This window comes from Rhodococcus sp. NPDC059969, assembly GCF_042738325.1.
Classification (GTDB): domain Bacteria; phylum Actinomycetota; class Actinomycetes; order Mycobacteriales; family Mycobacteriaceae; genus Rhodococcus_F.
On the sequence record NZ_JBHWUF010000001.1, the window covers coordinates 1,629,734 to 1,653,159 of the forward strand.

Below are 23,426 nucleotides of genomic sequence, written 5' to 3' on the forward strand. Positions count from 1 at the left end.
ACAGCCGACGGCACAAATCGTCGACGCACGTGTCGGCCAGATCATCAGAATCCGTACCCGAGAATTGCCGGCTTCGATGTGCTGAACGCGAAGTCGAGATTCCGGATTTCCTGCGAATCAGTTGCCTGGAGTCGGTGCGCCGCAGCAAAGGCCTTGGCCTGGTGCTCGCCCAGGTACAGGCTGCTCAGAACGTCGGCGGGCATCGTGATCGCGGGCTCGGCGTCGGTGGCCGTGCACGTGGCTTTGCCTCCCTTGACCTGAAGTGCAAAAGTTCCGCCCGCGCTCAGGAAAGGATCTTCGACCTTGATGACGGTGTCCAGGTCAGCAGCGTATTCTCGAGCTTCGAGCGCCGCGGGCACGTCCATGATGCGAAGCCACAGACGATCGGAACGCGTGGTTGTCCTGGCGAGGCGGTAGTCCGTCAGCATCAGCCGTAGGGGATCGGCGGGATGCTGGCGTGTCTCGATCCGGGTGACGAGGTCGAGCCCGCAGATCGTGCGCCACAGCGCCGCGTGCGCATCTTCGGTGATCGTCACGAACTCGTCGATCCGGGCGATGCTGTCGCGGCCCTCGCTCGTGTGCCGGTAAGCGATGTATCCGTCCGCGTGTGTCAGAAAGAACAGTCCGGAGGCTCCGTCACGATCCTCGGACGGGTCGGCGAACATGTGATCCCACAGTGGTTGCGGACGGACCTGCGCGCCGGGAGTCTGCAGTCGCCAGCGGTCGTAGATCTCGGGAAGAAGCGTCGTGGCAGCCTTGACGTCGACAATCGACACACCGCCGTTGTCGGGCACCTCCGGGCGGAACTGCGCGAAGCGTCGATCGAGGGTGATGCCCTCGCTGACGGTGGCCGGGCCGTATCCGAAGCGGTTGTAGATGCCGGCCTCGCTGGCCGTCAGTGCTGCAAGCGGCGCACCGGTCGACTCGATATGGGCGTGAAGTGCAGTGAACATCGAGCGTAGGACGCCGCGGCGACGATGAGTCGGGGCGACGGATACCCAGGTGATCCCGCGCGTGGGGAGTTGGCGTCCGCCGGGCACGGTGAATTCCATGTCGATCTCGATGGCCACGCCGACAGGTACGTCACCGTCGACGGCAAGGATGATGTCCTCGGGCTTGTAGAGCGCCTTTGTCAGCTCGCTGACCGCGGGAGACGGATGAAAACCGAACCCCACCGAGTCGAGTAGTTGGAGAGCCGGCCAGTCACTCTCGGTAGCGGTGCGGATGGTGATCTTGTTTTCGGGGCTCACGTATATCGACTCTGGCATAGATTGCACGAAGACGCACATGAATATCGGAGCCGACGTTTCTGCACCGACTCCCAGGGGTACCGCCCGACGGACCAGTCCTGCGGCACGGAGAAAAACCGATACGGAGAAAACACTGTGGCGATCACCGACATCAAAGAATATGCCCACCTCACCGAGGAAGACGTCGAGGCGCTCGGGCGTGAACTGGACGCCATTCGGGTCGATATCGAGGAGAAGCGCGGCGCGCACGATGCTCGATACATCCAGCGGACAATCGCGTTTCAACGCTCTCTGATGGTGGCCGGCCGCATCGTCTTGTTCGCCAGCAAGAAGAAGCCCGCCTGGATTCTGGGGACTGCGCTCCTGGGGGTCGGCAAGATCATCGAGAACATGGAACTCGGCCACAACATCATCCACGGCCAGTGGGACTGGATGAACGATCCCGAGATTCACTCGAGCAACTGGGAGTGGGACAACACCTGCCCGTCCTCGGGATGGAAGCACTCGCATAACTTCACTCATCACAAGTTCACCAACATCGTCGGTCTGGACAACGATGTGGGTTACGGAATCATGCGCGTCACTCGTGATCAGAAGTGGCACGCCGACTATCTCTTTCAACCGATCACGAATTTTGTGCTCGCGACACTGTTCGAGTGGGGCGTGGCACTGCATCACCTGGAAACGGACAAACTCCGCAAGGGTGAGGTGAAGTGGTCCGAGAAATCGGACATGGCCAAGGACGTCGGAAAGAAGATCGCGCGGCAGGTGACAAAGGATTACATCCTGTTCCCCGCTCTTACCGGCCGGGCGTGGAAGACCACGTTGACGGCGAACGTCGTTGCGAACCTCATCCGAAATTACTGGAGTTACGCCGTCATCTTCTGCGGGCACTTCCCCGACGGTGCCGAGAAGTTCACGCTCGAGGAATTCGAGAACGAATCGCGCGCTCAGTGGTACCTACGGCAGATGCTGGGCTCCGCCAACTTTCACGCCGGCCCGGTCATGGCCTTCATGAGCGGCAACCTCTGCTATCAGATCGAGCATCACTGCTTCCCGGATCTGCCGAGCAACCGGTACTCGGAAATTGCGGTGCCGTTGCGCGACCTGTGTGACAAGTACGACCTCCCGTACACGACCGGGCCGCTGTGGAAGCAGTACGGATTGACTCTGCGCACCATCTGGAAGTTGTCGCTGCCCAACAGGTTTCTCTCGGCATCCCAGGACGACGCTCCGGAGACGCACTCGGAGTTGAAGTTCCGTATCCGAGGCGGAATCAAGGAAGTGTTCGGCGTCGATCCGCAGACCGGTAAGCGGCGTGGCTTGCGAACAGCGATCGCAATGGTCTCGAGCTGATCAGTCAGCGCTTGTGCGCCATTGAACGAACCACGAGATCACCGGTCGACTGGATTGCCTGCACCAGCACGATCAAGATCACGACTGCGACGAACAGCACCGGTGTGTTGAATCGTTGGTAGCCGTACTTGATTGCGAAGTCGCCGAGTCCACCGGCGCCGATGGCACCTGCCATGGCTGAGAAACCGATCAGCATCACCGCAGTCAGGGTTGCTCCGGCTACAAGTCCTGGAACTGATTCGGGTAGTAGCACTTTGGTGATGATGTCCTTGTCGGTGGCGCCCATGGACCGTGCTGCCTCGACGCGCCCGGAATCGACCTCACGCAAGGCGTTCTCGACGACGCGGGCGAAGAAGGGCACCGAACCGATGGTCAACGGCACGATCGCTGCCGTGGCGCCGAGCGCTGTTCCGACGATCGCCCTCGTTGCCGGGATGAGGAGGACCAACAAGATGACGAACGGCAGCGAACGGCCGATGTTCACCACGGTGCCCAGAACCGAATTGAGGACGCGGTTGGGACGGATTCCGTCGGGAGCGCTCGCGTGCAACAGAACTCCGAGCGCAATACCGATGATGATGGTGAGCACGAACGAGACGCCGACCATGTAGAGCGTGTCGAGTAGGGCTTCCCATGCTTCGCCCAGGGAATCCTGCCAGGACGTCTTGTTCATGAGAACGTCACCTTCACTCCGCGCTGCGAAAGATGTTCTTCGACAGACTTTCTTGTCTCTTCGTTGCTGGTGAGTCCGGTGTGCGAGGCGAACTCCACGCGAAGGCGACCGACCTGATGAGTGCCGATGTTCTCGATACCTCCGGAGATCACCGTGACGTCGACGTCGAGATCTCGCGAAAGTTGGGAAATCACGGGCGAGGTGGACAGTGAATCGACAAAGGTGAGGAGTGCGGGAATTCCGGTCGGGGTAGTTCGCACCGTTCCGGTCGGCAGTAGTGCCTCGCCGAGTGGCGATCCCGGGTCCGCGACCAGTTCGGTGAGAGTTCCCTCGTCGACGATGCGGCCCTGATCGATCAAAGCGGCGCGGTGGCAGATCCGTCGAACCACGTTGAGCTCGTGGGTGATCAGAACAATGGTGACACCGAGTCGTCGATTGAGATCGGCGAGTAGATCGAGGATCGAATCGGTTGTGTCCGAGTCGAGGGCGCTAGTGGCTTCGTCGCACAGGAGGACATCGGGAGAAGCCGCCAAGGCCCTCGCGATCCCGACCCGTTGTTTCTGTCCGCCGGACAGTTGCGAAGGGAAGGCGTCACGTCGGTCTTCCAGGCCGACCAACTCGATCAGCTCGTCGACGCGGGCACGGCGATCTGCCCGCGAGTATCCCGCCACTTCGAGAGGAAAGGCGATGTTGGCGGCGACCGAGCGGGAGTGAAGCAAGTTGAAATGCTGGAACACGACACCGATCCGCTTGCGTGTGTCGCGCAGTTGCGCTGGGCTCAGCGCAGTCAGATCAGTGTCGCCCAACAGAATCCGGCCGCTGGTCGGGCGTTCGAGCAGGTTGAGGCAACGCAGCAAAGTCGACTTGCCCGCGCCGCTCTTGCCGATGATGCCGAAGATTTCACCGTCTTCGATTTTCAGGGACACGGAATCGAGTGCATGCAGAACTTTTGTGCCGCTGCGGTATTCCTTGGAGACCGATTCGATCGAGAAGACCATGACGGGTCTCGATCAGGTGGCGCTGGCCGGAATGACCGAGCCCTGGTAGGTCTGCTCGATGAACGTCGCGACGTCGGCGGACGTCAATGCCTCGGCCAACTTCTGTACTCGCGCATCGTTTTCGAGCGAGGTGCGTACGGTCAGGACATTGGCGTACGGGTTGCCCTCGGCCTTCTCGAGCACCAGGGCGTCCTTGGCCGGGTTGAGACCACCTTCGATTGCGTAGTTGCCGTTGATGATTGCGAGATCGACATTTCCGTCGTCGAGCGTGCGCGGAAGCTGCGGGGGATCGACCTGGGTGAACGTGAGTCCCTTGGGGTTGTCGATGATGTTCTTCTCGCTGATCTGCGTGATGTCCGTGCCGGGCGCGCCCAACTGCTGATCCAGCTTGATCAATCCGGCCTGCTGCAGCAGGTACAGCCCACGGGCGAAGTTCGTGACGTTGTTCGACAGCGCCACCGTTGCGCCTTGGCGTAGGTCGGCCACGTTGGTGACCTTCTTGGAGTATGCACCGAGCGGCTCGACGTGGACTTTCGCCACTGCGACCAGGTCGTCGACACCCTTCTCCTTCGACCACGATTCCTGATACGGCACGTGCTGGAAGAAGTTGGCATCGGTGTCGCCGGCTTCGAGCACCTCGTTGGCGTCGAGGTCGCCGGTGATCTCGCTGACCTCGATCTTGGTGTCGCCGAGCAGGCCCTTTTCTTCGACGAACTTCAGGATCTCGGCATGCGGAACCGAAGAAGCGACGACACGAAGGGGCGCGTTGGCGTCGGAGGAGCTGTCGCTCGAGCACGCTGCGACGGTTCCGACTGCGACGGCGGCCACTGCGAAGGCAGCGAGGAATCTTCTGGTGCGCGAGCGTGACATGTGAATCTCCAAGACATAGCCGAACGCACGCCGAGATGGCGTGACAGTTGCTGAACGCTAGCCCGGTAAACCTCCCGTGAGGAGATACAGAATCACCGCGATTTTTTCATGTACCTATTATCCGAGCAGGATGACCGGAACGTCCTCGGCGAAATCGACTACCAATTCGCGACGCGAGAACAGCCAGGTGCCGTCGACCTTTTCGAAGCTGTCCTGGTAACGGATCTCGATCCGGTTGTCCCGGTGGCCGTCGCCCCTCGGATAGATGTGGTGAGCGGAGCAGTAGGCCTCACCGTGTGCGGTGGTGGGGCTGTCGAGGTCGAGGATCTGCTGCTCGACGATGTGCCGCGTCGAGTGCAGATGTGAGACGGCATCGACCACGGAACTGCTGACGACGGAGTTTCCACGTATCTCCGTCGGCGCATCGGTTCCGTTCAGTGCCGGCGGCAAGACGAATGCCGCATCGTCGGTGAAGAGAGCGGCAAGTGCGGTGGTGTTTCGGCGGTCGACGGCCTGTGCATACCTGGCGGCCAAGTCGGTGAGAGCGACGCGATCCGAGGAGTCCATGCGCATATCTCACCCTATGTGACGCCGCTCATGTTTCGGCTTCCCGCTCATCGAGACATTCACAGCGCCCACCTGGGCATCTGGTTAGCGTCCAGGCCAGGAGTTGCCAGCCATGAATGCCATAGGAGAAACAGCGATGGATCTGAGGGAATCGCCCGAGCAGCAGGAGCTCCGCAAGGAGTTGCGCGCGTACTTCGCGGCGCTGCTGCCGGAAGAGAAGCGTCGCGCGGCCGGCGAGCAAGGTGTGGGCGGCGAGTACTTCCGCGAGATCGTGAAGTTGCTGGGCAAGGACGGCTGGCTCGGCATCGGCTGGCCGAAGGAATTCGGTGGACAGGGACGCTCCATCGAGGAGCAGTTCGTGTTCTTCGACGAGGTTCAGCGCGCGGGACTGCCGTTCCCCTTCGTGACCGTCAACACCGTCGGCCCGACGTTGATGAAGTACGGCACCGAAGAGCAGAAGGAACGTTTCCTGCCCGGCATTCTGGCCGGCGACATAGTCTTCGCCATCGGATACACGGAGCCCGAGGCCGGCACCGACCTCGCGTCACTCAAAACTCGTGCGGTTCTCGACGGTGACGAGTGGATCGTCGACGGCAACAAGATCTTCACCAGTGGCGCCAATACTGCCGACTACGTGTGGCTGGCCTGCCGCACCGACTCGGATGCCCCCAAGCACAAGGGCATCTCGATCCTGATCGTCCCCACCGCGGACGCAGGCTTCGAGTGGTCACCGATCAACACTGTCGGCGGCTTGATGGTGACGTCCACGTACTACTCCGGAATTCGCGTCCCGTCGAAGGACGTTGTCGGTGAGGTCAACGGAGGCTGGCAGCTTATCACCGCGCAGCTCAACCACGAGCGAATCGGCCTGGCGGCCATCGGTGGCCGTACCTACGGTCTGTGGAACCTGGTCCTGGACTGGGCCAAGGAAAACGGCGCCATCAACATCCCCTGGGTCCAGCAGGATTTTGCGCGCACTCACGCCAAGCTCGAGGCCATGCGACTGCTGAACTGGAAGATGACGGCCGCCGTCGCACAGGACACGCTTTCCGGAGCCGACGCCGGTGCCACCAAGACGTACGGCACCGAGACTCATGTCGACGTCTATCGCACCCTGCTCGGAATTCTCGGCTCCGCCGGACGCATCCGCCCCGAGTCGTCGGGCGCTTTGCTGGCCGGTCAGATCGAGCAGATCTCGCGTCAGGGTGTCGTGAACACCTTCGGCGGCGGCGTCAACGAGGTTCTGCGTGACATGGTCGGCACCATCGGGCTCGGCTTGGTTCGCGAAAAGAGGGTCAAGTGAGCGATATTTCGGCGCAACTCGACGCTTTTGTCGGCCAGACTCTGGTTCCCACTACCTGGGGGCCCGACGAGGTCAACATCCCCATGATCCGGCATTGGGCCGAGACCATGGGCGATACCAACCCCGTTTACCTCGACGACGACGCCGCCCGCGCCACCGGACGCGACGGCGTCGTCGCTCCCGCTCAGATGCTCCAGGTCTGGATCATGCGGACGTTCACCGACAAGATGGCGGGCAACGACCCCTCGCCGGTGTGGACCGATCTGATCGCCACCCTCGACGCAGCCGGTTACACCTCCGTCGTGGCCACCGATTCCGATCAGGAGTTCTTCGCCGAACTGCGCCCAGGCGATCGCGTGAACTACACCGAGGTCATCGAGTCGATTTCGCCGGAGAAGAAGACCGGTCTTGGCGTCGGACACTTCGTGACGACGCTCAAGACCTACCGCAACGGTGACGACCAGGTTGTCGGCACCCAGCGGTGGCGGACGCTGCGGTTCAAGCCTCAGGAATCTGCTGCGCCCGAGGCTCCTCGTGCGCTGCGTCCGCGTCCGGCTCTCAACGCGGACAACGCTTTCTGGTTCGAAGCCGCCAAGGAGCACCGTCTGGTGATCCAGCGCTGCACGTCCTGCAAGACGTTGCGTCATCCCACCGGCCCGATGTGCGGGGAGTGCCAGTCACTCGAGTGGGACACGATCGACGCGTCGGGCCGGGGCACGGTGTACAGCTTCGTGGTCAATCACCACCCCAAGATCGACGCGTTCGACTACCCACTGATCGTTGCGGTCGTCGAACTCGAAGAGGGAACCCGATTGATCGCCAACATGGTGGGCATCGCGCCCGAAGATGTCGTGGTCGACATGCCCGTGGAACTTGACTGGATCGACGCCGACCCGGATCTGACGCTTCCCGCGTTCCGGCCGGCCGTACGCGAGGAGCACTGATGGACTTCAATTTCAGCGAAGAGCAGGAAGCAATTCGCGCACTGGCCGACGAGGTCTTCACAAGCAAGGCGACGATCGAACGCACCAAGGAGATCGAACTCTCCACTGAGCGCGTCGACCGTGAACTGTGGCGTGAACTCGCGAGCACCGGGCTGCTCGGAATCGCACTGCCGGAGGAGTTCGGCGGCGGCGGGCTCGGATTGTCGGAGCTGTACGCGCTGCTCGAACAGCAGGGACGTCACGTTGCGGCCGTGCCGATCTGGGAGACGACCCTTGCGGCACTGGCTGTCAACGAATTCGGCTCAGATTCCCTTCGCGCCGAACTCCTTCCGGGAGTTGCCGATGGCAGTCGATTCCTGACCGTCGGTCTCGAAGAGTTCGGTCCGTATACGGGCGGCGACCCACTGACCACGGCTGAGCAAGATGCCGAGGGCAATTGGACCGTGACTGGTGAGAAGGCAGTAGTGCCGATGGCTCACATCGCGAACCTCGCCCTCGTCTCGGCAACCACGTCCACCGGTACGGCATTGCTGCTGGTGGACCTCAGTGCCGAAGGAGTGACGCTCGAACAGACGCAGTCCACCAACTGGGAGATCTGTGCCAACGTCACCTTGGCCGGAACGCCGGCGCAACTCATCGGCGCGGCCGACGGAACCACGGTTCCGTGGCTGATCGACCGAGTCGAGCTGGCATTGGCCGCAATTCAATGGGGCGTCGGATCGGGCGCTGTGGCACAGGCCGTCACGTACCTGAACGGCCGCAAGCAGTTCGGCCGTCCGCTGGCGACCTTCCAGGCCGTCAATCATCAACTCGCTGACTGCTACATCGATCTCGAAGCGATGCGCGTAACACTGTGGCAGGCTGCCTGGCGCATCTCCGAGGGACTGGATCTCGGCACCTCGGTACTGGTCGCCAAGTGGTGGGCCACCGACGGCGGACAGCGCGTCGTGCATCGCACCACGCACGTCCACGGCGGCATGGGCGTCGACACCGACTACCCGGTTCACCGTCACCTGCTGTGGGGTAAGCAGATTGCCGCCACCCTCGGGGGTTCCAGCTCCGACCTCGCGCGACTGGGTGCGCAGCTCGCATCCGGTGTGGAGGTGCTCGCATGACCGTTCTCACCGGTCGCAGCTACGCGGACATCATGGTCGGAGAGGCATTGCCCGAGTTGGCAATCCCGCTGACGCGTACGTTGATCGTCGCCACCGCAATTGCCACCCGCGATTTCCAGGACGTGCACCACGACCCGAGCCTGGCCCAGGAGCGCGGCTCCAAGGATGTCTTCATGAACATCCTCACGAGCAACGGTCTCGTTGGCCGTTACGTCACGGACTGGGCCGGATCTGCATCGACTCTGCGCCGCATCGCCATTCGTCTCGGCGCGCCCAACTACCCGGGTGACACCATGACGATGACCGGTGAGGTCGTGTCCAAGGAAGACGGAGTGGTCGTGGTCAAGGTGCAGGGTGCAAACAGCCTCGGCAACCATGCATCCGGCACCGTCGCAGTCGCTTTCAAGGAAGAGGAGAGGCCCTGATGGCGATCAGCCCACTCTCGGGAGCCGCCGCCATCGTCGGCATCGGATCCACCGAGTTCTCCAAGAACTCCGGCCGCACTGAACTGCAGTTGGCGTGTGAGGCCATCGTGGCCGCGCTCGCTGACGCCGGTATCGATCCGTCCGAGGTAGACGGACTGTCCACCTATACGTCGGAGACCAACGGCGAAGCCATCGTGGCTCGCAACTGTGGCCTCGGTGAGCTGAAGTTCTTCTCGCGCATTCACTACGGTGGCGGCGCTGCGTGTGCCACGGTGCAACAGGCCGCTATGGCAGTTGCGACGGGTGTTGCCGACGTAGTGGTCTGCTACCGCGCCTTCAACGAGCGCTCCGGTGTGCGCTACGGCCTTGGCCAGCACGATCGACCGATGGACAGCACGGCCGACCGCGCTGCATATGCGTGGATGACTCCTCAGGGATTGTCGACTCCCGCTCAGTGGGTCGCGATGTTCGCCCGTCGATACATGCACCAGTACGGTGCGACGAGTGAGGACTTCGGACGAGTTGCAGTGGTGGCGCGCAAGCACGCCGCCAACAACCCGGCTGCTTGGTTCTACGAGCGTCCGATCACACTCGAGGACCATCAGAACTCGCGGTGGATCGCCGAGCCGCTGCACCTGCTCGACTGCTGCCAGGAAACCGACGGCGGCCAGGCGCTGGTCATCGTCTCTGCCGAGCGCGCAAAGGATCTGGCCAACAAGCCCGTCGTCATCAAGGGCGCCGCTCAGGGCAGTAGCAAGGATCAGCACATGATGACCAGCTACTACCGTCCTGACATCTCCGGTATTCCGGAGATGGGCCTAGTTGCTCGTCAGCTGTACGGCCAGAGCGGCCTGACCCCTGATGACATCAACGCAGCGATCCTGTACGACCACTTCACCCCGTTGGTGCTTCCCCAGCTCGAAGAACTGGGCTTCTGCAAGCCAGGCGAGGCCAAGGACTTCATCCGCGAAGGCAACCTCGAGATCGGTGGACGCCTGCCGTCCAACACTCACGGGGGTCAGATCGGCGAGGCATACCTGCACGGCGTCAACGGAATTGCCGAAGGTGTGCGATTGGTCCGAGGCACGTCGACCAATCAGCCCGAGGGCGTCGAAAACGTGTTGGTCACAGCCGGAACGGCAGTACCCACCAGCGGTCTCGTTCTCGGCGCTGTTTGAGAGAGGAAATGACAGTGACAACTTCGGAAGCTGCGAAGACCGCCGGCGATTGGCGCGGAGCCGATCTCGGGGCCCGCACCGTCTCGTACACCGAGCGCGACGCGATCCTGTACGCACTTGCCTTGGGCGCCAAGGCAACCGAGCTGGACCTCGTCTTCGAGGATCAGCTTCGGGTACTGCCGACCTTTGCTCTGACGCTGGCGCAGTGGGCCCCTGACGCGCTGGGGTCAGCGGGAGCCTTCGACACCAAGACGGCGCTCCACGGCTCGCAAGAGCTGAAAGTGCTTGCCCCGCTGCCGCGTAGCGGTGACGTGACCTTGAAGGCTTCGGTCGGCGAGGTGTGGGACAAGGGTGCGGCTGCGGTGTTCGAGGTCAGGGTGGAGTGCGAATACTTCGTCGCGACCTGGTCACTTTTTGCTCCCGGTGCCGGTGGATTCGGCGGAGAACGTGGACCCTCACGTCCGGCGGAGCCGACGGGCGAGCCTTCGCTCACCGGTGTGCTGACCACCGCGGAGAATCAGACAGCGATGTACCGCCTGCTGGGCGACAAACACCACATCCACATCGATCCCGAGGCTGCGGCGCGGATCAACCAGCCGCGTCCGATCATGCACGGACTGTGCACGTTGGCCGCCAGCACGCTCGAACTCGCTCGGGTCGCCGGAGTGCATCCGGCAGACCTCGTCAGCCTCGACGGCCGATTCGCTGCGGCAATCCATCCGGGTGAAGCGCCGTCCATCGTTGCGTGGGGAACTCCCGACGACCTGGCGTTTCAGGTCAACAAGGGTGATCAGGTGGCGATTTCCGGTGCACGAGTGAGCTTCTCCACTCACTAGTCCCTCCATACTCAACTGCGGGGTGCTTGACCTCTCGTCGCACCCCGCAGTTGTTCGCACGAAGAAATCAGCCCCTGAGCGCATTCGCTCAGGGGCTGCTTTGTGAGTGATTCAGTCCTGATGGGTCGCCATGTAGCGAGCCGGGTATTCGCCGCCGCCGTGGACGGCGATGTCGGCACCGTTCACGTACGAGGAGAGTGGGCTCGCCAGGAACAGGCAGGAGTTGGCGATATCGGTCGGCACGGCCATACGCTCCATCGGAATGGTCCTGGTGACAGCAGCGCCGCCGTCGGCACCGTAGACCTCGGCGGCTGCCTCCGTGCGGATCAGGCCCGTGGTGATGTGGTTGATCCGGACCTTGGGCGCCCATTCGAGGGCCAACGCCTTGGTCAGGACGAGGAGGCCCGCCTTGGCTGCGCTGTACGCCGCGGTTCCGGGCTGCGGATCGATTGCCGAGACGCTGCCGATGTTGATGATGGCACCGCCGTCGTCCTGCGTCTGCATCACTGCGTTGGCAGCCTGGGCAACGTTGAAGGGCGCCAACAAGTTCAGTGCCACGATCTTCTCGACGAAGCGGGGCGACACCGTCGCAGCATCGGCGTCGGGGGAGCCGCCGGCGTTGTTGACGAGGACGTCCAGACGGCCGAAGCGCTCGACGGCGTCCTGGACGAGGGCTGCGGCGTCGGCGGGGTCACGGACGTCCGTGGCGCGAAAGGCTGCGCTACGACCGTCGGCCGTGGGCAGAGTTTCGGGTTCGTTGCGGCCACAGACCAGCACGTTCGAACCCGCGGCGAGGAAGGTTTCGGCGATGACGAAGCCGATGCCTTTGGTGCCGCCGGTGACGATCACCGAGCGTCCGCTGAAATCGACGGGGTTGGGCAGTGTCACGGTGGAGCCTTCCTGGTGCAGTGCCGAGCTGAATTGCCGCCCAATGTGATTGACGCGACACAGTCGCACACCTTAGGGTCAAGCAAGTGCTTGGTTGTTTTGTAGGTCGAGTGTAGACGACAAACACCGGCAGTCACCAGAATCGACCGGTCGCTCTCGCAAAAGGGCCCCGCACGTCGACGGACATTGGAGTAGTCACATGGGCAAGCTCGAAGGCAAAGTCGCACTCATCACGGGTGCGGGTCAGGGAATCGGGCAGGGGATCGCCCTGGCCTTGGCCAAAGAGGGCGCCGTGATCGCCGTTGCCGGCCGTACCGAATCCAAGTTGCACACCACCTGCGGACTGCTGGCTGACATCGGTGCACGCGGAGAGGCAGTGGTCTGCGACGTCAGCAAGAGGGACGACATCACCGCCGCCGTGGACCGTACCGTCGAACTGTTCGGCGGAATCGACATCCTGGTCAACAACGCCAACGACTGTAAGCCCGGCCCGCTCTTGAGCGTGCTCGACGAAGACTTCGAGCGTTCCTTCGCGACGGGCCCACTCGCCACCCTGCGCATGATGCAGGCGTCGTACCCGCACATGAACAGTCGAGGGGGCGGCGTCATCATCAACATGGTCACCTCGGCGGCCGTGCGCTGGGACGCCAGCAACTACGGCGCCTACGGGTCCATCAAAGAAGGAATGCGCTCGTTGACCCGCGCCGCAGCCTGCGAATGGGGCAAGGACAACATTCGAGTTCTCAACGTCGCCCCGCACGCCAAGACCCCCGCGTTGCAGTGGTGGATGGACAAGAATCCGGAAGAAGCGGCGGCTTTTGTCGCGGGTATCCCGCTGGGTCGCGTCGGAGATCCCGAGACCGACATCGGTCGTGCCGTCGTCTTCCTCGTCAGCGAAGACGCCGGGTACCTTACGGGCGCAACGATCCCGCTCGACGGCGGTCAGTCGCGCTGGGGCTGACCGCCATCGACTCGGTCAGGTCATCACGGCGCCGCCGTCGACGGCAATCGTCTGCCCGGTGACGTTGCGAGCCTTGTCGCTGAGCAAGAACGCGACCATTTCGGCGATGTCTCCGGGCGTCTGGGCTCGACCCATCGGAACCATCTGGGCGACAAAAGAATCGAAGACGTCAGCATCGGAAACATCTGCGAGCGAGGGATCGCGTCGGCGCAGTTCCTTGATGGTTCGAAGCCACATGTCGGTGAGGATCAGTCCGGGCATGACGGTGTTCGAACGGAGTCCTCGAGTCGCGCCGATCCTGGCGACGCTGTGACTCATCTCGATCACGGCGGCCTTCGACGGTCCGTAGTGCGCGAGCATGTCACCGCCCAAGCGGGCACCGATCGACGCGATGTTGACGATCGCTGCCGGACCCTCGGTTCTACTCACGAATTCGCGGCACATCAGGAAGCTGCCCTTGGTGTTCACTGCAAAGGTGTTGTCCCACTGGTCTTCGGTGATCTCGAGGAACGGCGTGAAGACGCCGATGCCGGCACCGTTGACGAGCGCAGTCGGACTTCCGATCGACGCAGCCACGTCGAACGCGTTCTTGACGTCACCTTCACGCCGAACATCGCATCGTGCCGTGTGGACTGCTACGCCAAGGCTTTCCAGGCGTGCTGCGGTGTCGGCGAGTGCAGCCTCTTCGATGTCGAGGAGAAGCAGGGTGCCGAAGTCCTCCGCAAGGCGCTCGGCAATAGCGGCGCCCAACCCGGCAGCTGCGCCGGTGACAATGGCTACGGGCGCGCTCACGGCAGGTGCGTTTCGAGCAGTGGGGCAAGCAGTTCGGCTGCGCGCGCCGCCGTGATGACCTCGCTCGGGTCCACCTTGGTCACGACTTTCGAAGCAGAATCTTCGTAGACATGCTCACCGATGAGTCGCCCCTGCTCGTCGTACGGCCAGACGAATGCCAAGGTCCGACGCACGAGATACCAACCGTCGGGGTCGATATCCGAGGGTTGTTCGGGGCCGGGGGCGGTGGGCGTGGATCCACCCGATTCGTGCACCGCGCCGAACACCCCGTCTCCCAGAATCGATCCTGGGACGAATTGACTGAAGAGGGTCTCACCCGAGAACCCGCTGTCGGAGACCGCGAAGTCGGACTGTCCGGTCCACATGACAAGGGTGTCCGTCTCGGCGAGTGACTGGTAGAAGTTGGTGACGGCGTCCATACCGTCCAGAACAATCGACTGCCCGTCTTCGAACAACCGGTAGACGGGTTCTTCGACGGTCATGTCGGGCGAGAGGATTTCCTTGTAGCGACCGGAGACCTCGAGCAACGCGTGGCGCCGGTAGTTTCGGAGGATCTTCTGGTGCCGCGGATTGTCGATGGTTTCCAATTGCTTTTCGACGCCATCCATCATGTGGACGAATTCGTGCTCGTACTTGCTCATCACATCTCCTGGTTTCGCAGATTCGGCGGGCTGTCCGGATCTGCGCCAACTGTGACCTGGCGAGGCATTCGCTGTACATGTAGAACTTCGTTCGACAATTGCCGGTTTGCTTAACTCTGCTGTTCAGATACCGTGATGGTCATCACTTTGTCGGTTAGCGACCGCCGAAAACAACCGAATGGACGGTAATGAAGAAGACGAGAAGAGGCGAAGATCTGAATCTGCGCTTGGTGTCCTCATTGCTCGTCGTCGTGACGGAAGGGCACTTCGGGCGAGCAGCAGATCGGCTGTTCGTCACCGCGCCCGCCCTCAGTCAGCAGATTCGCCGACTCGAGGAACAGGTGGGTGTCGAGTTGGTTGATCGCAGTTCGCACCCGGTGGTGCTCACCGCCGCGGGCGAGGTGTTTGTCGCGGATGCGCGACCCGCTCTCGATTTCGCCATTCGCGCGATGAACGGACTCGATGCGCTCGAGCGTCGGCGGGCCCGGAGATTGAGGATCGGATTCATCAATGGGGCTGCTGGAAGTTTGGGGCGTGCGGTGATCGATTCGTTGCACGCGGAGGTGGAACTGGTCCAATTGGATTGGTCCCAACAGGTTTCGGCGGTAGCGAGCGCGACCGTCGACGCGGCATTCGTGCGTCCACCGCTGCCGGTGCTCGACGGTGTGGTGCTCGAACGGATCGGCGTCGAGCCGCGGGTTGTGGCCCTGCCCCGGGGGCACCGGCTGGCGGGCCGTACGAGCATCGAGATTTCTGAAATAGATGGGACAGTGCAGGTTTCAAGTGACGGCGCACCACCCGAATGGGTGAAATGGTGGTCGGTGGACCCACGCCCCAGTGGTGTGCCCGTCCGGTACGGCCCCTCTGTCCGCACGATGGACGAAGCGCTCGAGGTTGTCGCCAACGGTCGAGCGGTGGTGATAACGGCAGCAACGATCGCCGAGTACTACACCCGCTCGGATATCAGTTTCGTGCGAATCTCCGACATCGAGCAATGTTCGATCGATCTGTGTACCCGCGAGGGCGACAGCAGTCCGGCAGTGATCGAGCTACGCAAAGCTGTTTCAGCCCTCGGTGCCGACAGGTGATTGCCGTGTCCTGATGTGATGCGCATGTACTCGGATGAAATGCGCATTCTTGCCGTCTTCGTTTTAGTCGGTTAGACTAAAACTATGAAAACGATCAGCACGGCACTTGAAATCGTCGAGGCAGCACGAGTTTCGGCCGATGTGTTCGGAGGAGTCTCCAGTGATCTCGACTCCCGCCGTGCTGCACAGCGTCGTTTTCATCGGCTTGCCTCCGCCATTCATCCGGACCGGGTGAAGCCCGAAGATCGGGTGCGGTACTCGGCCGCGGCGTCCCGATTGAACGAGCTTTACCGGAGTTGGACGGAGGAGTCCGAGCCGGCGGATTCTCGGCCCGCTTATATCGGAGAGCGGGGAGAGTACGCGTTGGGTGGACTGGTAGCGCGCGGGTCGGTCGCCAACCTGTACCGGTCCGATGCCGGTGTCGTACTCAAGATTCCGCGAAACCCTCGGTCGAACTCGATGATCGAGGCCGAACGGAATGTGTTGACGGACATCGAGAATTCGTCCGACGTCGGTTGGGCAGCCCCGTACTTCCCGCGGTTGATCGATCGAATCACCCATGTGGATGCCGGCACGAGACGTCAGATCGACGTGCTCGACGATCTGACTGAAGGTTTTGTGAGTCTCGCCGACGTTCGCGCCGCATATCCAGGTGGCCTCGATCCACGGGACTGGGCCTGGATGCACCGACGGCTACTTCGGGCTCTAGCGGCAGCGCACGCTACTGGTTGGGCGCACACCGCGATCACTGCGGACAACGTGCTGATCGAGCCTGATCGGCATGGGGTTGTGCTGGTCGGGTGGTCCTTTGCCACCCGCACGGGCAACCGCCCGGTGGCGACGATCGGTTCCGATCGTGATTCCTACCCACCGGAACTCGGCGAAGCAGCTTCGTCGGCTTGGGACATCTACATGGCTCATCGCTTGATGCTCCGAATGCTGGGCGAGCAGACCCACGAACGGATGAAGGCGTTTGCAAGCGGCTGCCTGCAGGACAACCCCAGGCTGCGTCCCAGTGCGATCGATCTACTGGGTGAGTTCGACGAACTCCTCGATCTTCTCTATGGCCAGCGGACATTTCGTCCGTTCGCCGTTCCCTCCACGAAAGGACAGTGATTGTCATGGGCTACGGACACTGGGACGACAACACCTATTTGGCGGGCAAGACTTTTCGCGCCGCACGCGGTGTCGACGACTTCGGCTACACCGATTCGCTCCGGTCGCGTCCGCGGAGCAGTTGGAGAGCGGACCCGACGCTCGACCCCTTCGGCGTCGACAAGCGTGAGTGCCGAGATTCGGACGGGCACCCCGATTCGCTGCCGATAGCAGTGCTTTTCGATGTCACCGGTTCGATGGGTGCGGTCCCTCGCATCATGCAGGACAAGCTCGGGAAGCTGCACGGACTGCTGCAACGCAAAGGATATGCCGACGATCCGCAGATTCTGTTCGGCGGTATCGGCGACGCGGATTCCGACCGGGTGCCACTGCAAGTCGGGCAGTTCGAGTCGGGAAACGCGATGGACGAGCAGCTTCGAACCATCTTCCTCGAGGGCAACGGTGGTGGTCAGAAGTCGGAAAGCTATGAATTGGCAGCATATTTCATGGCGCGCCACACCAGTACGGATGCCTGGGAGAAGCGGGGACGGAAAGGCTACCTCTTCATCATCGGCGACGAGTTGAACAAGCCGCGGCTCTCGGCTCGTCACATCCGTTCGGTGATCGGTGACAAGGTTCGCCAGGACGTATCGGTGCCGTCGATCTACCGTGAACTCGAAGAAAGATGGAACGTCTACTTCGTTCTGCCAGATCAGTCGTCGTACTTCAACGATCCGGAAATCGCGGATCACTGGAAGAAGTTGCTCGGTGAACGCTTCGTCAAACTCGACGACCCCGCCGCAGTGTGCGAATTGATCGCGCTGACGGTCGGAATCGGCGAAGATCGCATCGATTTGCGCGACGGACTGACGGATCTCCGCGACATCGGTTCCACGGCTGAAGCGGAGACCGTCGGAAAGGCCCTGGCTCTGATTCCACGACGTACCACTGCAACGGTGGCCGGGTTGCCCCGTGACCTCGGAACCGGCACGGACGACGTCGATTTCGTCTAGAAGGAGGAAGTCTGTGAACGCTTTCGAAGGTCGTGACGTCGTCGTCGTGGATCTCGGATTCGGCGACGCGGGGAAGGGAGCAACAGTCGACTGGCTGTGCTCCGAGCAAGCCGATCTCGGTGTGGCCGCCGTGGTTCGGTTCAACGGCGGAGCGCAGGCAGCGCACAACGTGATCGTCGGCGAGCGGCACCACACGTTTTCGCAGTTCGGCTCGGGTACGTTGTCCGGTGTCCCGACGTTTCTCTCGAGATTCGTGTTGGTCGAGCCCATCGCGCTCGCCCGGGAGGCGCGCGTCCTGGAGTCGATCGGAGTTCGAAGCCCGTTCGACCTCATACGTATCGACGCGCGCGCATTGTTGACGACGCCGATTCATGTCGCAGCCAACAGAGCCCGCGAGGATGCTCGCGGCGGCCACCGGCACGGCTCGTGTGGCAAGGGGATCGGTGAGACTGCGGCGTATGCGCTGGGCCACAGTGCGCCGACGGTGGGGGACTGCTTGCGGCCGGATTCCTTGCGTTTCAAGTTGTCGGCGTTGGCAGCCCACTACGGACCGTTGATCGCGGAGAGCCGCCACGGGTTTCCACCGATCGACGACATGGTCGACATGTACAGGGAATTCGGAGCTGTCGTAGACATTGCCGGCCCGGGCGCACTGGGCGGGTTGAGTGCCGGTGGTCGTCTGGTATTCGAGGGAGCGCAAGGCGTCCTTCTCGACGAGTGGCGGGGGTTTCACCCACACACCACGTGGTCGACAGTCGAGCCGTCTAATGCGCGAGCGATGATCGACGAGTTGGGTCGGGACAGTTACGTACTCGGTGTCACCCGCACATACATGACACGACACGGAGCTGGACCGTTCCCGACCGAGGATCCGGATCTGGCGATGGTGTTGCCAGAGCTGCACAACGGGGCCGGTGAGTATCAAGGTGGATTCCGGATGGGTCACCTCGACGAGTTGTTGTTGCGCTACGCAATCGAGGCGAGCGGCGGTGTCGACGGATTGGCACTGACTCATCTCGATGCGATGGATCGTGCGCGGGCCGCCGGCACCCCGATCCACGGAGTGCAGGCGTACGAAGGACTGTCATCCGTTCCCGTCGGGGAGTGGAAGGATCTCGATCACCAACAGGCGCTGACAGATTTCTTGAAAGCCGTAGGGGTTGTGCCGAAGGAACTTCCGGCCGACCCGGACGATTTCGCCTGGTATCTGAGCGAGGAAATGGGGGCGCCGGTGGTTCTGACCGCGGACGGTGCCGACCGGGCCGATCGCCAGGTGCGATGCCCAGTGCCTGCATGATGGACGGTGTGGACCAGTCACTTGTCTCGATCGATGTCATTGCGCTCCGGTTCGGCAATCCGGAGCCTGGGATGTTGCGATTTGCCGTCACGCCGCGGCAAGCGGAGCCGTACACCGGGCAGCTAGCGCTGCCCGGTGTGCTGCTGGGCGCCGGTGAGCGGTTGCAGGACGCCGCCAGGCGGGCGGTGACCACCAAGCTCGGAATTCCGGACGAGAAGATCCTCGTCAGCGGTCAATTGACCGTGTTCGACGAGCCCAATCGCGACCCACGCGGGCCGACGCTCTCGGTGACCATGTGGGCAGTGATCTCGTCTGACGAGGTGCCGAATTCAGCCGAGTGGGTGAGCTGGGACAACCCGGGTGTCCTTGCGTTCGACCACAATCGGATAGTCGCCGATACCCGCCCGATCCTTGCGGACACCCTGTTGTGGCGAGATCAGGCTTTCACGCGTGCGCTGCTGGGACCGTCGTTCCCGGCGTCGTACGCGCTGGCCGTGGCGGAGGAACTTTCCGGTGAGCGTCCGGACCCGGGCAACTTGAACCGGACGCTCAAAGCGTTGCCAGGGCTGGAACGTACGGACGAACGAGTCCGGGTCAGTGCCACCGGGCGACCCGCGGTGGTCTGGGCGTGGACCGAAAACAGCTGACCTACCTCAGAAGTTGCCCCGCGCGGCCTGCTCACGCTCGATCGCTTCGAACAGGGCTTTGAAGTTTCCCAGTCCGAATCCCAGTGAGCCGTGGCGTTCGATGATCTCGAAGAACACGGTGGGACGATCTCCGATCGGCTTGGTGAAGATCTGAAGAAGATAGCCGTCCTCGTCGCGGTCGACGAGGATGCCTCGCTTCTGCAATTCCTCGATCGGAACTCGAACCTCTCCGATACGCGCGCGCAGTTCGGGATCCTCGTAATACGAAGCCGGAGTGGAGAGAAACTCGATTCCTTCGTCGACCAGAGCGTCGACTGCTCCGAGGATGTCGTTGGTCGCAAGTGCGAGATGCTGAGCGCCGGGACCTTGGTAGAACTCGAGGTACTCGTCGATCTGTGACCGCTTCTTCGCGATGGCAGGTTCGTTGAGTGGGAACTTGACTCGGTGATTGCCGCTCGAGACGACCTTGCTCATCAGCGCGGAGTAGTCGGTGGCTATGTCGCCGCCCACGAACTCGGCCATGTTGGTGAATCCCATGACCCGGTTGTAGAAGTCGACCCACTGGTCCATCTTGCCCAGTTCGACGTTTCCGACGACGTGGTCGAGGGCCTGGAAGATTCGCTTGGGCGCGCCGTCACGCTTGCGGTACGACGACGTCCGTTCGACGTATCCGGGAAGGTAAGGGCCGGTGTAGCGGGAACGGTCGACGAGGGTGTGCCGAGTCTCGCCGTACGTAGCGAGGGTGGCCAGGCGAACGGTGCCGTGCTCGTCGGTGACGTCGTGCGGTTCGCTCAGCACCGTCGCACCTTGGGTGATCGCGTGCGCGATGCACTTGTCCACGTCGGGGACGCTGAGCGCGATGTCGCGGATGCCGTCGCCGTGACGGCTGTGATGCGCGATCAACTCGCTTGCCGGATCCACAGCACCTTTGACGACAAAGCGCACGGCACCGCTCTTGAGTACAAACGCGTGGTGGTCGCGGTTTCCGGTGGACGGACCCGAATACGCCACCAATTCCATGCCGAATGCGGACTGGAAGAAATGTGAAGTCTGCGTGGCGTTTCCGACGATCCATTCGAGGCCGTCCCAACCACTCACCGGGAAGGGATCGTGATCGCTGTCGTACTCGACCAATCCGACCAACTGGCGTAATTGCTCCAGATCCAGGCCGGCCAACTGTTCGTCGTCGGTGAGAGTCTGTTCGACGGTCATGATGAGTCCCCTCTGAGTGCGAAGTACACAGTGCGGTGCTCGAGTTATGTTCGGCACTGCCAGTACAAACAGATAAGTCCTTCAAAGGTTGGGTAGTCAACGGAGGTAGTTGAAAGTAGACATAGCGCCGGAATCCGAAGATTATGGCACTGTTTTATAGGCAATATGCATAGTTGAATGACGAGTGGAGCAGACGTGAATCTCGACGCAGTGGATCTGGCTCTGTTGGACGCGATGAACAAGCACCCGCGTGCCGGTGCTTTGGAGCTCTCGCGTCAGGTCAAGGTTGCCCGGGCGACGGTGCAGGCGAGACTGAAAAGGATGGAAGATGCAGGCGTCATCGCCGGGTATGCCCCGCACATCAACTTGGCTGCAGCGGGTTTCGGGGTGCAGGCATTCGTGACTTTGCAGATCGCACAGGGGGCGCTCGACACCGTCACCACCGAACTCGAAGCCATACCTGGTGTTCTCGAAGCCTTTGCCACTACTGGCTCCGGCGACGTGCTGTGCCGGATTGCCGCTGCTTCGCACGAGGATTTGCAGGCGACTCTGCTCGAACTGAACCGGTCGGGGGTAGCCACTCGCTCGACCAGCGTCATGGTTCTCTCGGTTGTGGTGCCGCTTCGGTCGATGCCCCTACTTCAGACTTTGCAGTCGAAGCAGACGACCAAGGCTCCGGCGTATCGACACGACGGTTAGTCCCGCTGACGGCCCGGAGCCCAGAATCCGAGGACGATCGCGGATACCCACATGATCGCGGCGAGTGTGAGCGCTCCTTGGTCCATGCCTTTGATGAAGGCGTCACGGGCGAATTCAGCCAATTGTGCGCCTTGCGGTCCGGCTGCTTCGGCGACGTGAAGTGCAGCGGCCAGGGAGCCGGATACCGGCTCCCTGGCGGGTTCGGGCAGCAAATCGACCGCGGGCTGAACATGATTGCCGTACCCGGCGGCGAGGATGCTTCCAGCGAGTGCAACGCCGATGGCAGAGCCGATCTCGCGGGTCGCGTCGTTGACTGCTGATGCAACGCCCTGTTTGGAGTCTGGTGCATTGGAGACGATGGCAGCAGTTGCTGGGGTTGTCGACAAACCCAATCCAATGGCGGCCACTACCAAGGGAACACAGACTTCGGCATAGGTCGAACTGGCATCCAAGCGCGTCAGGAGTGCAATTCCGGTTCCGAGGAAGGCGACTCCGGTTGCGGTGAGGGCGCGTAGACCGATACGCGGAATCAGCAGGGGCGCAACCACGGACAGGGCCATCACCGGCACGGCGATCGGCATGAGGGCTAGCGCCGATTGCAGAGGAGAGTAGTCGAGCACCAGTTGCAGATACTGCACGATCAGAAAGAACAGGCCGAAGGTCGCCAGGAACTGCAGTGTCAGTGACGCTGCGCCACTGCCGAATGCGCGGTTGGCAAACAGCCTGACGTCCAGAAGCGGATGGAGAGTGCGTAATTCGACCCAGCTGAAGACTGCCGTCATGGCAATTCCGCCGATCAGCAGAGCAAGGACCACCGGATCGAGCCAACCACGGGCGGGTGCCTCGATCATCCCCAGGACGAACAGTCCGATCGAGCCTGCGATCAGTGCGGTGCCTGGAAGATCGAGTGGAGTTGCCTCCGCGTCCTTCGACGTCACGATCGTGAACGACACCACGAGGATCAGGACGGAGACGACGGCCAGGCTGACGAATATCGAATGCCACGACCATTTTTCGAGGAGCAGGCCGGAGACGACCAGTCCGGCGATTGCACCCGAACCAGCCACTCCGGACCAGACTCCGACCGCGCGGGCACGCTGGGCCGGCGGAAAACCTGCGGTGAGCAAGGACAATGTCGCGGGCATGACAAATGCGGCGCCGACGCCGGAGATCACTCGGGAGACGATGATCCACGACGGTTCGTCCGCGAAGACCGGAATCGACGAGCCGGCGGCAAAAACGAGTAGTCCGAACATGAGAAGTTCGCGTCGACCGTAACGATCGCCGAGCGCGCCCGCCGGCAACAGGAGACATGCCAGTGTGAGCGTGTACCCGTCTACGATCCACGTGAGCTGGCTCTGTGTTGCACCGGTATCGCGGGCCAAGTCGGGAAGGGCCGTGTTGAGCGCGGCCATCGCTGCGACGACCAGTGCGACAGCGCAGCACGCGACCGTCAGCATCCAGATCTGTCGGATGGTCCACGAGGACTGTTCGAGCGTCGTATCGCTACTCACGAAACCTCCCGATAGAAACAAGACCATCAGTATCGTTACAAGAACGGCAGTTCCACAACCCCCA

24 protein-coding genes are annotated in these 23,426 nt (G+C 62.1%); 14 read left to right on the plus strand and 10 right to left on the minus strand.

What is annotated here, in order from left to right; genetic code table 11:
* Positions 1–44: 44 nt before the first annotated feature.
* Positions 45–1,250 (minus strand): enhanced intracellular survival protein Eis, encoded by a 1,206-nt coding sequence (locus ACFWAD_RS07625; RefSeq protein ID WP_378542557.1) that lies wholly within the window; start codon positions 1,248–1,250, stop codon positions 45–47.
* 135 nt (positions 1,251–1,385) lie between these two features.
* Here ACFWAD_RS07625 and ACFWAD_RS07630 point away from each other — a divergent pair, with 135 nt between their 5' ends.
* Positions 1,386–2,606 carry a fatty acid desaturase family protein gene (locus ACFWAD_RS07630; protein WP_378542559.1) on the plus strand — a complete coding sequence of 407 codons (1,221 nt, stop codon included), beginning with the start codon at positions 1,386–1,388 and terminating at the stop codon, positions 2,604–2,606.
* 4 nt (positions 2,607–2,610) lie between these two features.
* Here the strand turns inward: ACFWAD_RS07630 and ACFWAD_RS07635 are convergent, their stop codons facing one another.
* The 4 genes from ACFWAD_RS07635 to ACFWAD_RS07650 form a co-directional block, all read right to left on the minus strand.
* Positions 2,611–3,279, minus strand: coding sequence for a methionine ABC transporter permease (locus ACFWAD_RS07635; protein ID WP_378542561.1), 669 nt, complete (start codon positions 3,277–3,279; stop codon positions 2,611–2,613).
* The gene (locus tag ACFWAD_RS07640) at positions 3,276–4,277 is read right to left on the minus strand and encodes a methionine ABC transporter ATP-binding protein (RefSeq protein WP_378446775.1); all 1,002 of its coding nucleotides are present in this window, start codon (positions 4,275–4,277) and stop codon (positions 3,276–3,278) included. Before ACFWAD_RS07640 ends, ACFWAD_RS07635 begins: the two co-directional genes overlap by 4 nt.
* Before the next feature lie 12 nt (positions 4,278–4,289).
* The gene (locus ACFWAD_RS07645) at positions 4,290–5,147 is read right to left on the minus strand and encodes a MetQ/NlpA family ABC transporter substrate-binding protein (RefSeq protein WP_378446774.1); all 858 of its coding nucleotides are present in this window, start codon (positions 5,145–5,147) and stop codon (positions 4,290–4,292) included.
* 117 nt (positions 5,148–5,264) lie between these two features.
* A complete protein-coding gene (locus tag ACFWAD_RS07650) occupies positions 5,265–5,720 on the minus strand; it encodes a nuclear transport factor 2 family protein (RefSeq protein ID WP_378542563.1) in 456 nt (151 codons plus the stop codon).
* A 130-nt stretch (positions 5,721–5,850) separates the two neighbouring features.
* Between ACFWAD_RS07650 and ACFWAD_RS07655 the strand changes: the two genes are divergently transcribed.
* From ACFWAD_RS07655 to ACFWAD_RS07680, 6 genes are read left to right on the plus strand one after another with little or no spacing between them, the layout of a single operon-like run.
* Positions 5,851–7,017: an acyl-CoA dehydrogenase family protein gene (locus tag ACFWAD_RS07655; protein WP_378542936.1), complete on the plus strand. Its 1,167-nt coding sequence runs from the start codon at positions 5,851–5,853 to the stop codon at positions 7,015–7,017.
* Positions 7,014–7,961 carry a MaoC family dehydratase N-terminal domain-containing protein gene (locus tag ACFWAD_RS07660; protein ID WP_378542565.1) on the plus strand — a complete coding sequence of 316 codons (948 nt, stop codon included), beginning with the start codon at positions 7,014–7,016 and terminating at the stop codon, positions 7,959–7,961. The genes ACFWAD_RS07655 and ACFWAD_RS07660 overlap by 4 nt, the downstream gene beginning before the upstream one ends.
* Positions 7,961–9,076, plus strand: a complete 1,116-nt coding sequence (locus tag ACFWAD_RS07665; protein WP_378542567.1) for an acyl-CoA dehydrogenase family protein — start codon at positions 7,961–7,963, stop codon at positions 9,074–9,076. The genes ACFWAD_RS07660 and ACFWAD_RS07665 overlap by 1 nt, the downstream gene beginning before the upstream one ends.
* Positions 9,073–9,501, plus strand: coding sequence for a MaoC family dehydratase (locus ACFWAD_RS07670; RefSeq protein WP_378531555.1), 429 nt, complete (start codon positions 9,073–9,075; stop codon positions 9,499–9,501). The genes ACFWAD_RS07665 and ACFWAD_RS07670 overlap by 4 nt, the downstream gene beginning before the upstream one ends.
* Positions 9,501–10,679, plus strand: a complete 1,179-nt coding sequence (locus ACFWAD_RS07675; RefSeq protein ID WP_378542569.1) for a lipid-transfer protein — start codon at positions 9,501–9,503, stop codon at positions 10,677–10,679. Before ACFWAD_RS07670 ends, ACFWAD_RS07675 begins: the two co-directional genes overlap by 1 nt.
* Positions 10,680–10,693: 14 nt before the next feature.
* Positions 10,694–11,515, plus strand: a complete 822-nt coding sequence (locus ACFWAD_RS07680) for a MaoC/PaaZ C-terminal domain-containing protein (protein WP_378542571.1) — start codon at positions 10,694–10,696, stop codon at positions 11,513–11,515.
* A 111-nt stretch (positions 11,516–11,626) separates the two neighbouring features.
* Here ACFWAD_RS07680 and ACFWAD_RS07685 read toward each other — a convergent pair whose 3' ends face one another.
* Positions 11,627–12,403, minus strand: coding sequence for an SDR family oxidoreductase (locus tag ACFWAD_RS07685; protein ID WP_378542573.1), 777 nt, complete (start codon positions 12,401–12,403; stop codon positions 11,627–11,629).
* Positions 12,404–12,602: 199 nt separating this feature from the next.
* Here ACFWAD_RS07685 and ACFWAD_RS07690 point away from each other — a divergent pair, with 199 nt between their 5' ends.
* Positions 12,603–13,364 carry an SDR family NAD(P)-dependent oxidoreductase gene (locus tag ACFWAD_RS07690; protein ID WP_378531563.1) on the plus strand — a complete coding sequence of 254 codons (762 nt, stop codon included), beginning with the start codon at positions 12,603–12,605 and terminating at the stop codon, positions 13,362–13,364.
* Positions 13,365–13,379: 15 nt separating this feature from the next.
* Here the strand turns inward: ACFWAD_RS07690 and ACFWAD_RS07695 are convergent, their stop codons facing one another.
* Positions 13,380–14,156, minus strand: a complete 777-nt coding sequence (locus tag ACFWAD_RS07695; protein ID WP_378542575.1) for an SDR family NAD(P)-dependent oxidoreductase — start codon at positions 14,154–14,156, stop codon at positions 13,380–13,382.
* Positions 14,153–14,797, minus strand: a complete 645-nt coding sequence (locus ACFWAD_RS07700; protein WP_378542577.1) for a hypothetical protein — start codon at positions 14,795–14,797, stop codon at positions 14,153–14,155. Before ACFWAD_RS07700 ends, ACFWAD_RS07695 begins: the two co-directional genes overlap by 4 nt.
* Before the next feature lie 188 nt (positions 14,798–14,985).
* Between ACFWAD_RS07700 and ACFWAD_RS07705 the strand changes: the two genes are divergently transcribed.
* The 5 genes from ACFWAD_RS07705 to ACFWAD_RS07725 all read left to right on the plus strand — a co-directional run bounded on the left by ACFWAD_RS07705 (position 14,986) and on the right by ACFWAD_RS07725 (position 19,937).
* Entirely contained in the window at positions 14,986–15,885 is a 900-nt protein-coding gene (locus ACFWAD_RS07705; protein WP_378531569.1) for a LysR family transcriptional regulator, read from the plus strand.
* An 84-nt stretch (positions 15,886–15,969) separates the two neighbouring features.
* Positions 15,970–17,001, plus strand: a complete 1,032-nt coding sequence (locus ACFWAD_RS07710) for a hypothetical protein (protein ID WP_378542579.1) — start codon at positions 15,970–15,972, stop codon at positions 16,999–17,001.
* Positions 17,002–17,006: 5 nt separating this feature from the next.
* Positions 17,007–17,993, plus strand: coding sequence for a hypothetical protein (locus tag ACFWAD_RS07715; protein ID WP_378542581.1), 987 nt, complete (start codon positions 17,007–17,009; stop codon positions 17,991–17,993).
* A 13-nt stretch (positions 17,994–18,006) separates the two neighbouring features.
* Entirely contained in the window at positions 18,007–19,290 is a 1,284-nt protein-coding gene (locus ACFWAD_RS07720; RefSeq protein WP_378542583.1) for an adenylosuccinate synthetase, read from the plus strand.
* Complete coding sequence (locus ACFWAD_RS07725; RefSeq protein WP_378542938.1) at positions 19,287–19,937, plus strand: NUDIX domain-containing protein; 651 nt, start codon at positions 19,287–19,289, stop codon at positions 19,935–19,937. The genes ACFWAD_RS07720 and ACFWAD_RS07725 overlap by 4 nt, the downstream gene beginning before the upstream one ends.
* A gap of 6 nt (positions 19,938–19,943) precedes the next feature.
* Here the strand turns inward: ACFWAD_RS07725 and hppD are convergent, their stop codons facing one another.
* On the minus strand, positions 19,944–21,149 hold the full coding sequence (gene hppD / locus ACFWAD_RS07730) for a 4-hydroxyphenylpyruvate dioxygenase (protein ID WP_378446760.1): 1,206 nt from the start codon (positions 21,147–21,149) through the stop codon (positions 19,944–19,946).
* A gap of 177 nt (positions 21,150–21,326) precedes the next feature.
* On the opposite strand from hppD, the gene ACFWAD_RS07735 reads away from it, so the two are divergent.
* Positions 21,327–21,848, plus strand: coding sequence for an Lrp/AsnC family transcriptional regulator (locus tag ACFWAD_RS07735; RefSeq protein ID WP_378531577.1), 522 nt, complete (start codon positions 21,327–21,329; stop codon positions 21,846–21,848).
* On the opposite strand, the gene ACFWAD_RS07740 is transcribed toward ACFWAD_RS07735, so the two are convergent.
* Positions 21,845–23,389: an MFS transporter gene (locus ACFWAD_RS07740; protein WP_378542586.1), complete on the minus strand. Its 1,545-nt coding sequence runs from the start codon at positions 23,387–23,389 to the stop codon at positions 21,845–21,847. The two genes, ACFWAD_RS07735 and ACFWAD_RS07740, sit on opposite strands and share 4 nt — an antisense overlap.
* Between the last annotated feature and the right edge of the window lie 37 nt (positions 23,390–23,426).

What these genes read in the sequence shown, in the direction of transcription:
- ACFWAD_RS07635 (WP_378542561.1), bottom strand. Translation starts at nt 3,279, where the DNA reads ATGAACAAGACGTCCTGGCAGGATTCCCTGGGCGAAGCATGGGAAGCC.
- ACFWAD_RS07640 (WP_378446775.1), bottom strand. Translation starts at nt 4,277, where the DNA reads ATGGTCTTCTCGATCGAATCGGTCTCCAAGGAATACCGCAGCGGCACA.
- ACFWAD_RS07645 (WP_378446774.1), bottom strand. Translation starts at nt 5,147, where the DNA reads ATGTCACGCTCGCGCACCAGAAGATTCCTCGCTGCCTTCGCAGTGGCC.
- ACFWAD_RS07650 (WP_378542563.1), bottom strand. Translation starts at nt 5,720, where the DNA reads ATGCGCATGGACTCCTCGGATCGCGTCGCTCTCACCGACTTGGCCGCC.
- ACFWAD_RS07655 (WP_378542936.1), top strand. Translation starts at nt 5,851, where the DNA reads ATGGATCTGAGGGAATCGCCCGAGCAGCAGGAGCTCCGCAAGGAGTTG.
- ACFWAD_RS07665 (WP_378542567.1), top strand. Translation starts at nt 7,961, where the DNA reads ATGGACTTCAATTTCAGCGAAGAGCAGGAAGCAATTCGCGCACTGGCC.
- ACFWAD_RS07670 (WP_378531555.1), top strand. Translation starts at nt 9,073, where the DNA reads ATGACCGTTCTCACCGGTCGCAGCTACGCGGACATCATGGTCGGAGAG.
- ACFWAD_RS07675 (WP_378542569.1), top strand. Translation starts at nt 9,501, where the DNA reads ATGGCGATCAGCCCACTCTCGGGAGCCGCCGCCATCGTCGGCATCGGA.
- ACFWAD_RS07690 (WP_378531563.1), top strand. Translation starts at nt 12,603, where the DNA reads ATGGGCAAGCTCGAAGGCAAAGTCGCACTCATCACGGGTGCGGGTCAG.
- ACFWAD_RS07700 (WP_378542577.1), bottom strand. Translation starts at nt 14,797, where the DNA reads ATGAGCAAGTACGAGCACGAATTCGTCCACATGATGGATGGCGTCGAA.
- ACFWAD_RS07705 (WP_378531569.1), top strand. Translation starts at nt 14,986, where the DNA reads ATGAAGAAGACGAGAAGAGGCGAAGATCTGAATCTGCGCTTGGTGTCC.
- ACFWAD_RS07710 (WP_378542579.1), top strand. Translation starts at nt 15,970, where the DNA reads ATGAAAACGATCAGCACGGCACTTGAAATCGTCGAGGCAGCACGAGTT.
- ACFWAD_RS07715 (WP_378542581.1), top strand. Translation starts at nt 17,007, where the DNA reads ATGGGCTACGGACACTGGGACGACAACACCTATTTGGCGGGCAAGACT.
- ACFWAD_RS07725 (WP_378542938.1), top strand. Translation starts at nt 19,287, where the DNA reads ATGATGGACGGTGTGGACCAGTCACTTGTCTCGATCGATGTCATTGCG.
- hppD (WP_378446760.1), bottom strand. Translation starts at nt 21,149, where the DNA reads ATGACCGTCGAACAGACTCTCACCGACGACGAACAGTTGGCCGGCCTG.
- ACFWAD_RS07735 (WP_378531577.1), top strand. Translation starts at nt 21,327, where the DNA reads ATGACGAGTGGAGCAGACGTGAATCTCGACGCAGTGGATCTGGCTCTG.
- ACFWAD_RS07740 (WP_378542586.1), bottom strand. Translation starts at nt 23,389, where the DNA reads ATGGTCTTGTTTCTATCGGGAGGTTTCGTGAGTAGCGATACGACGCTC.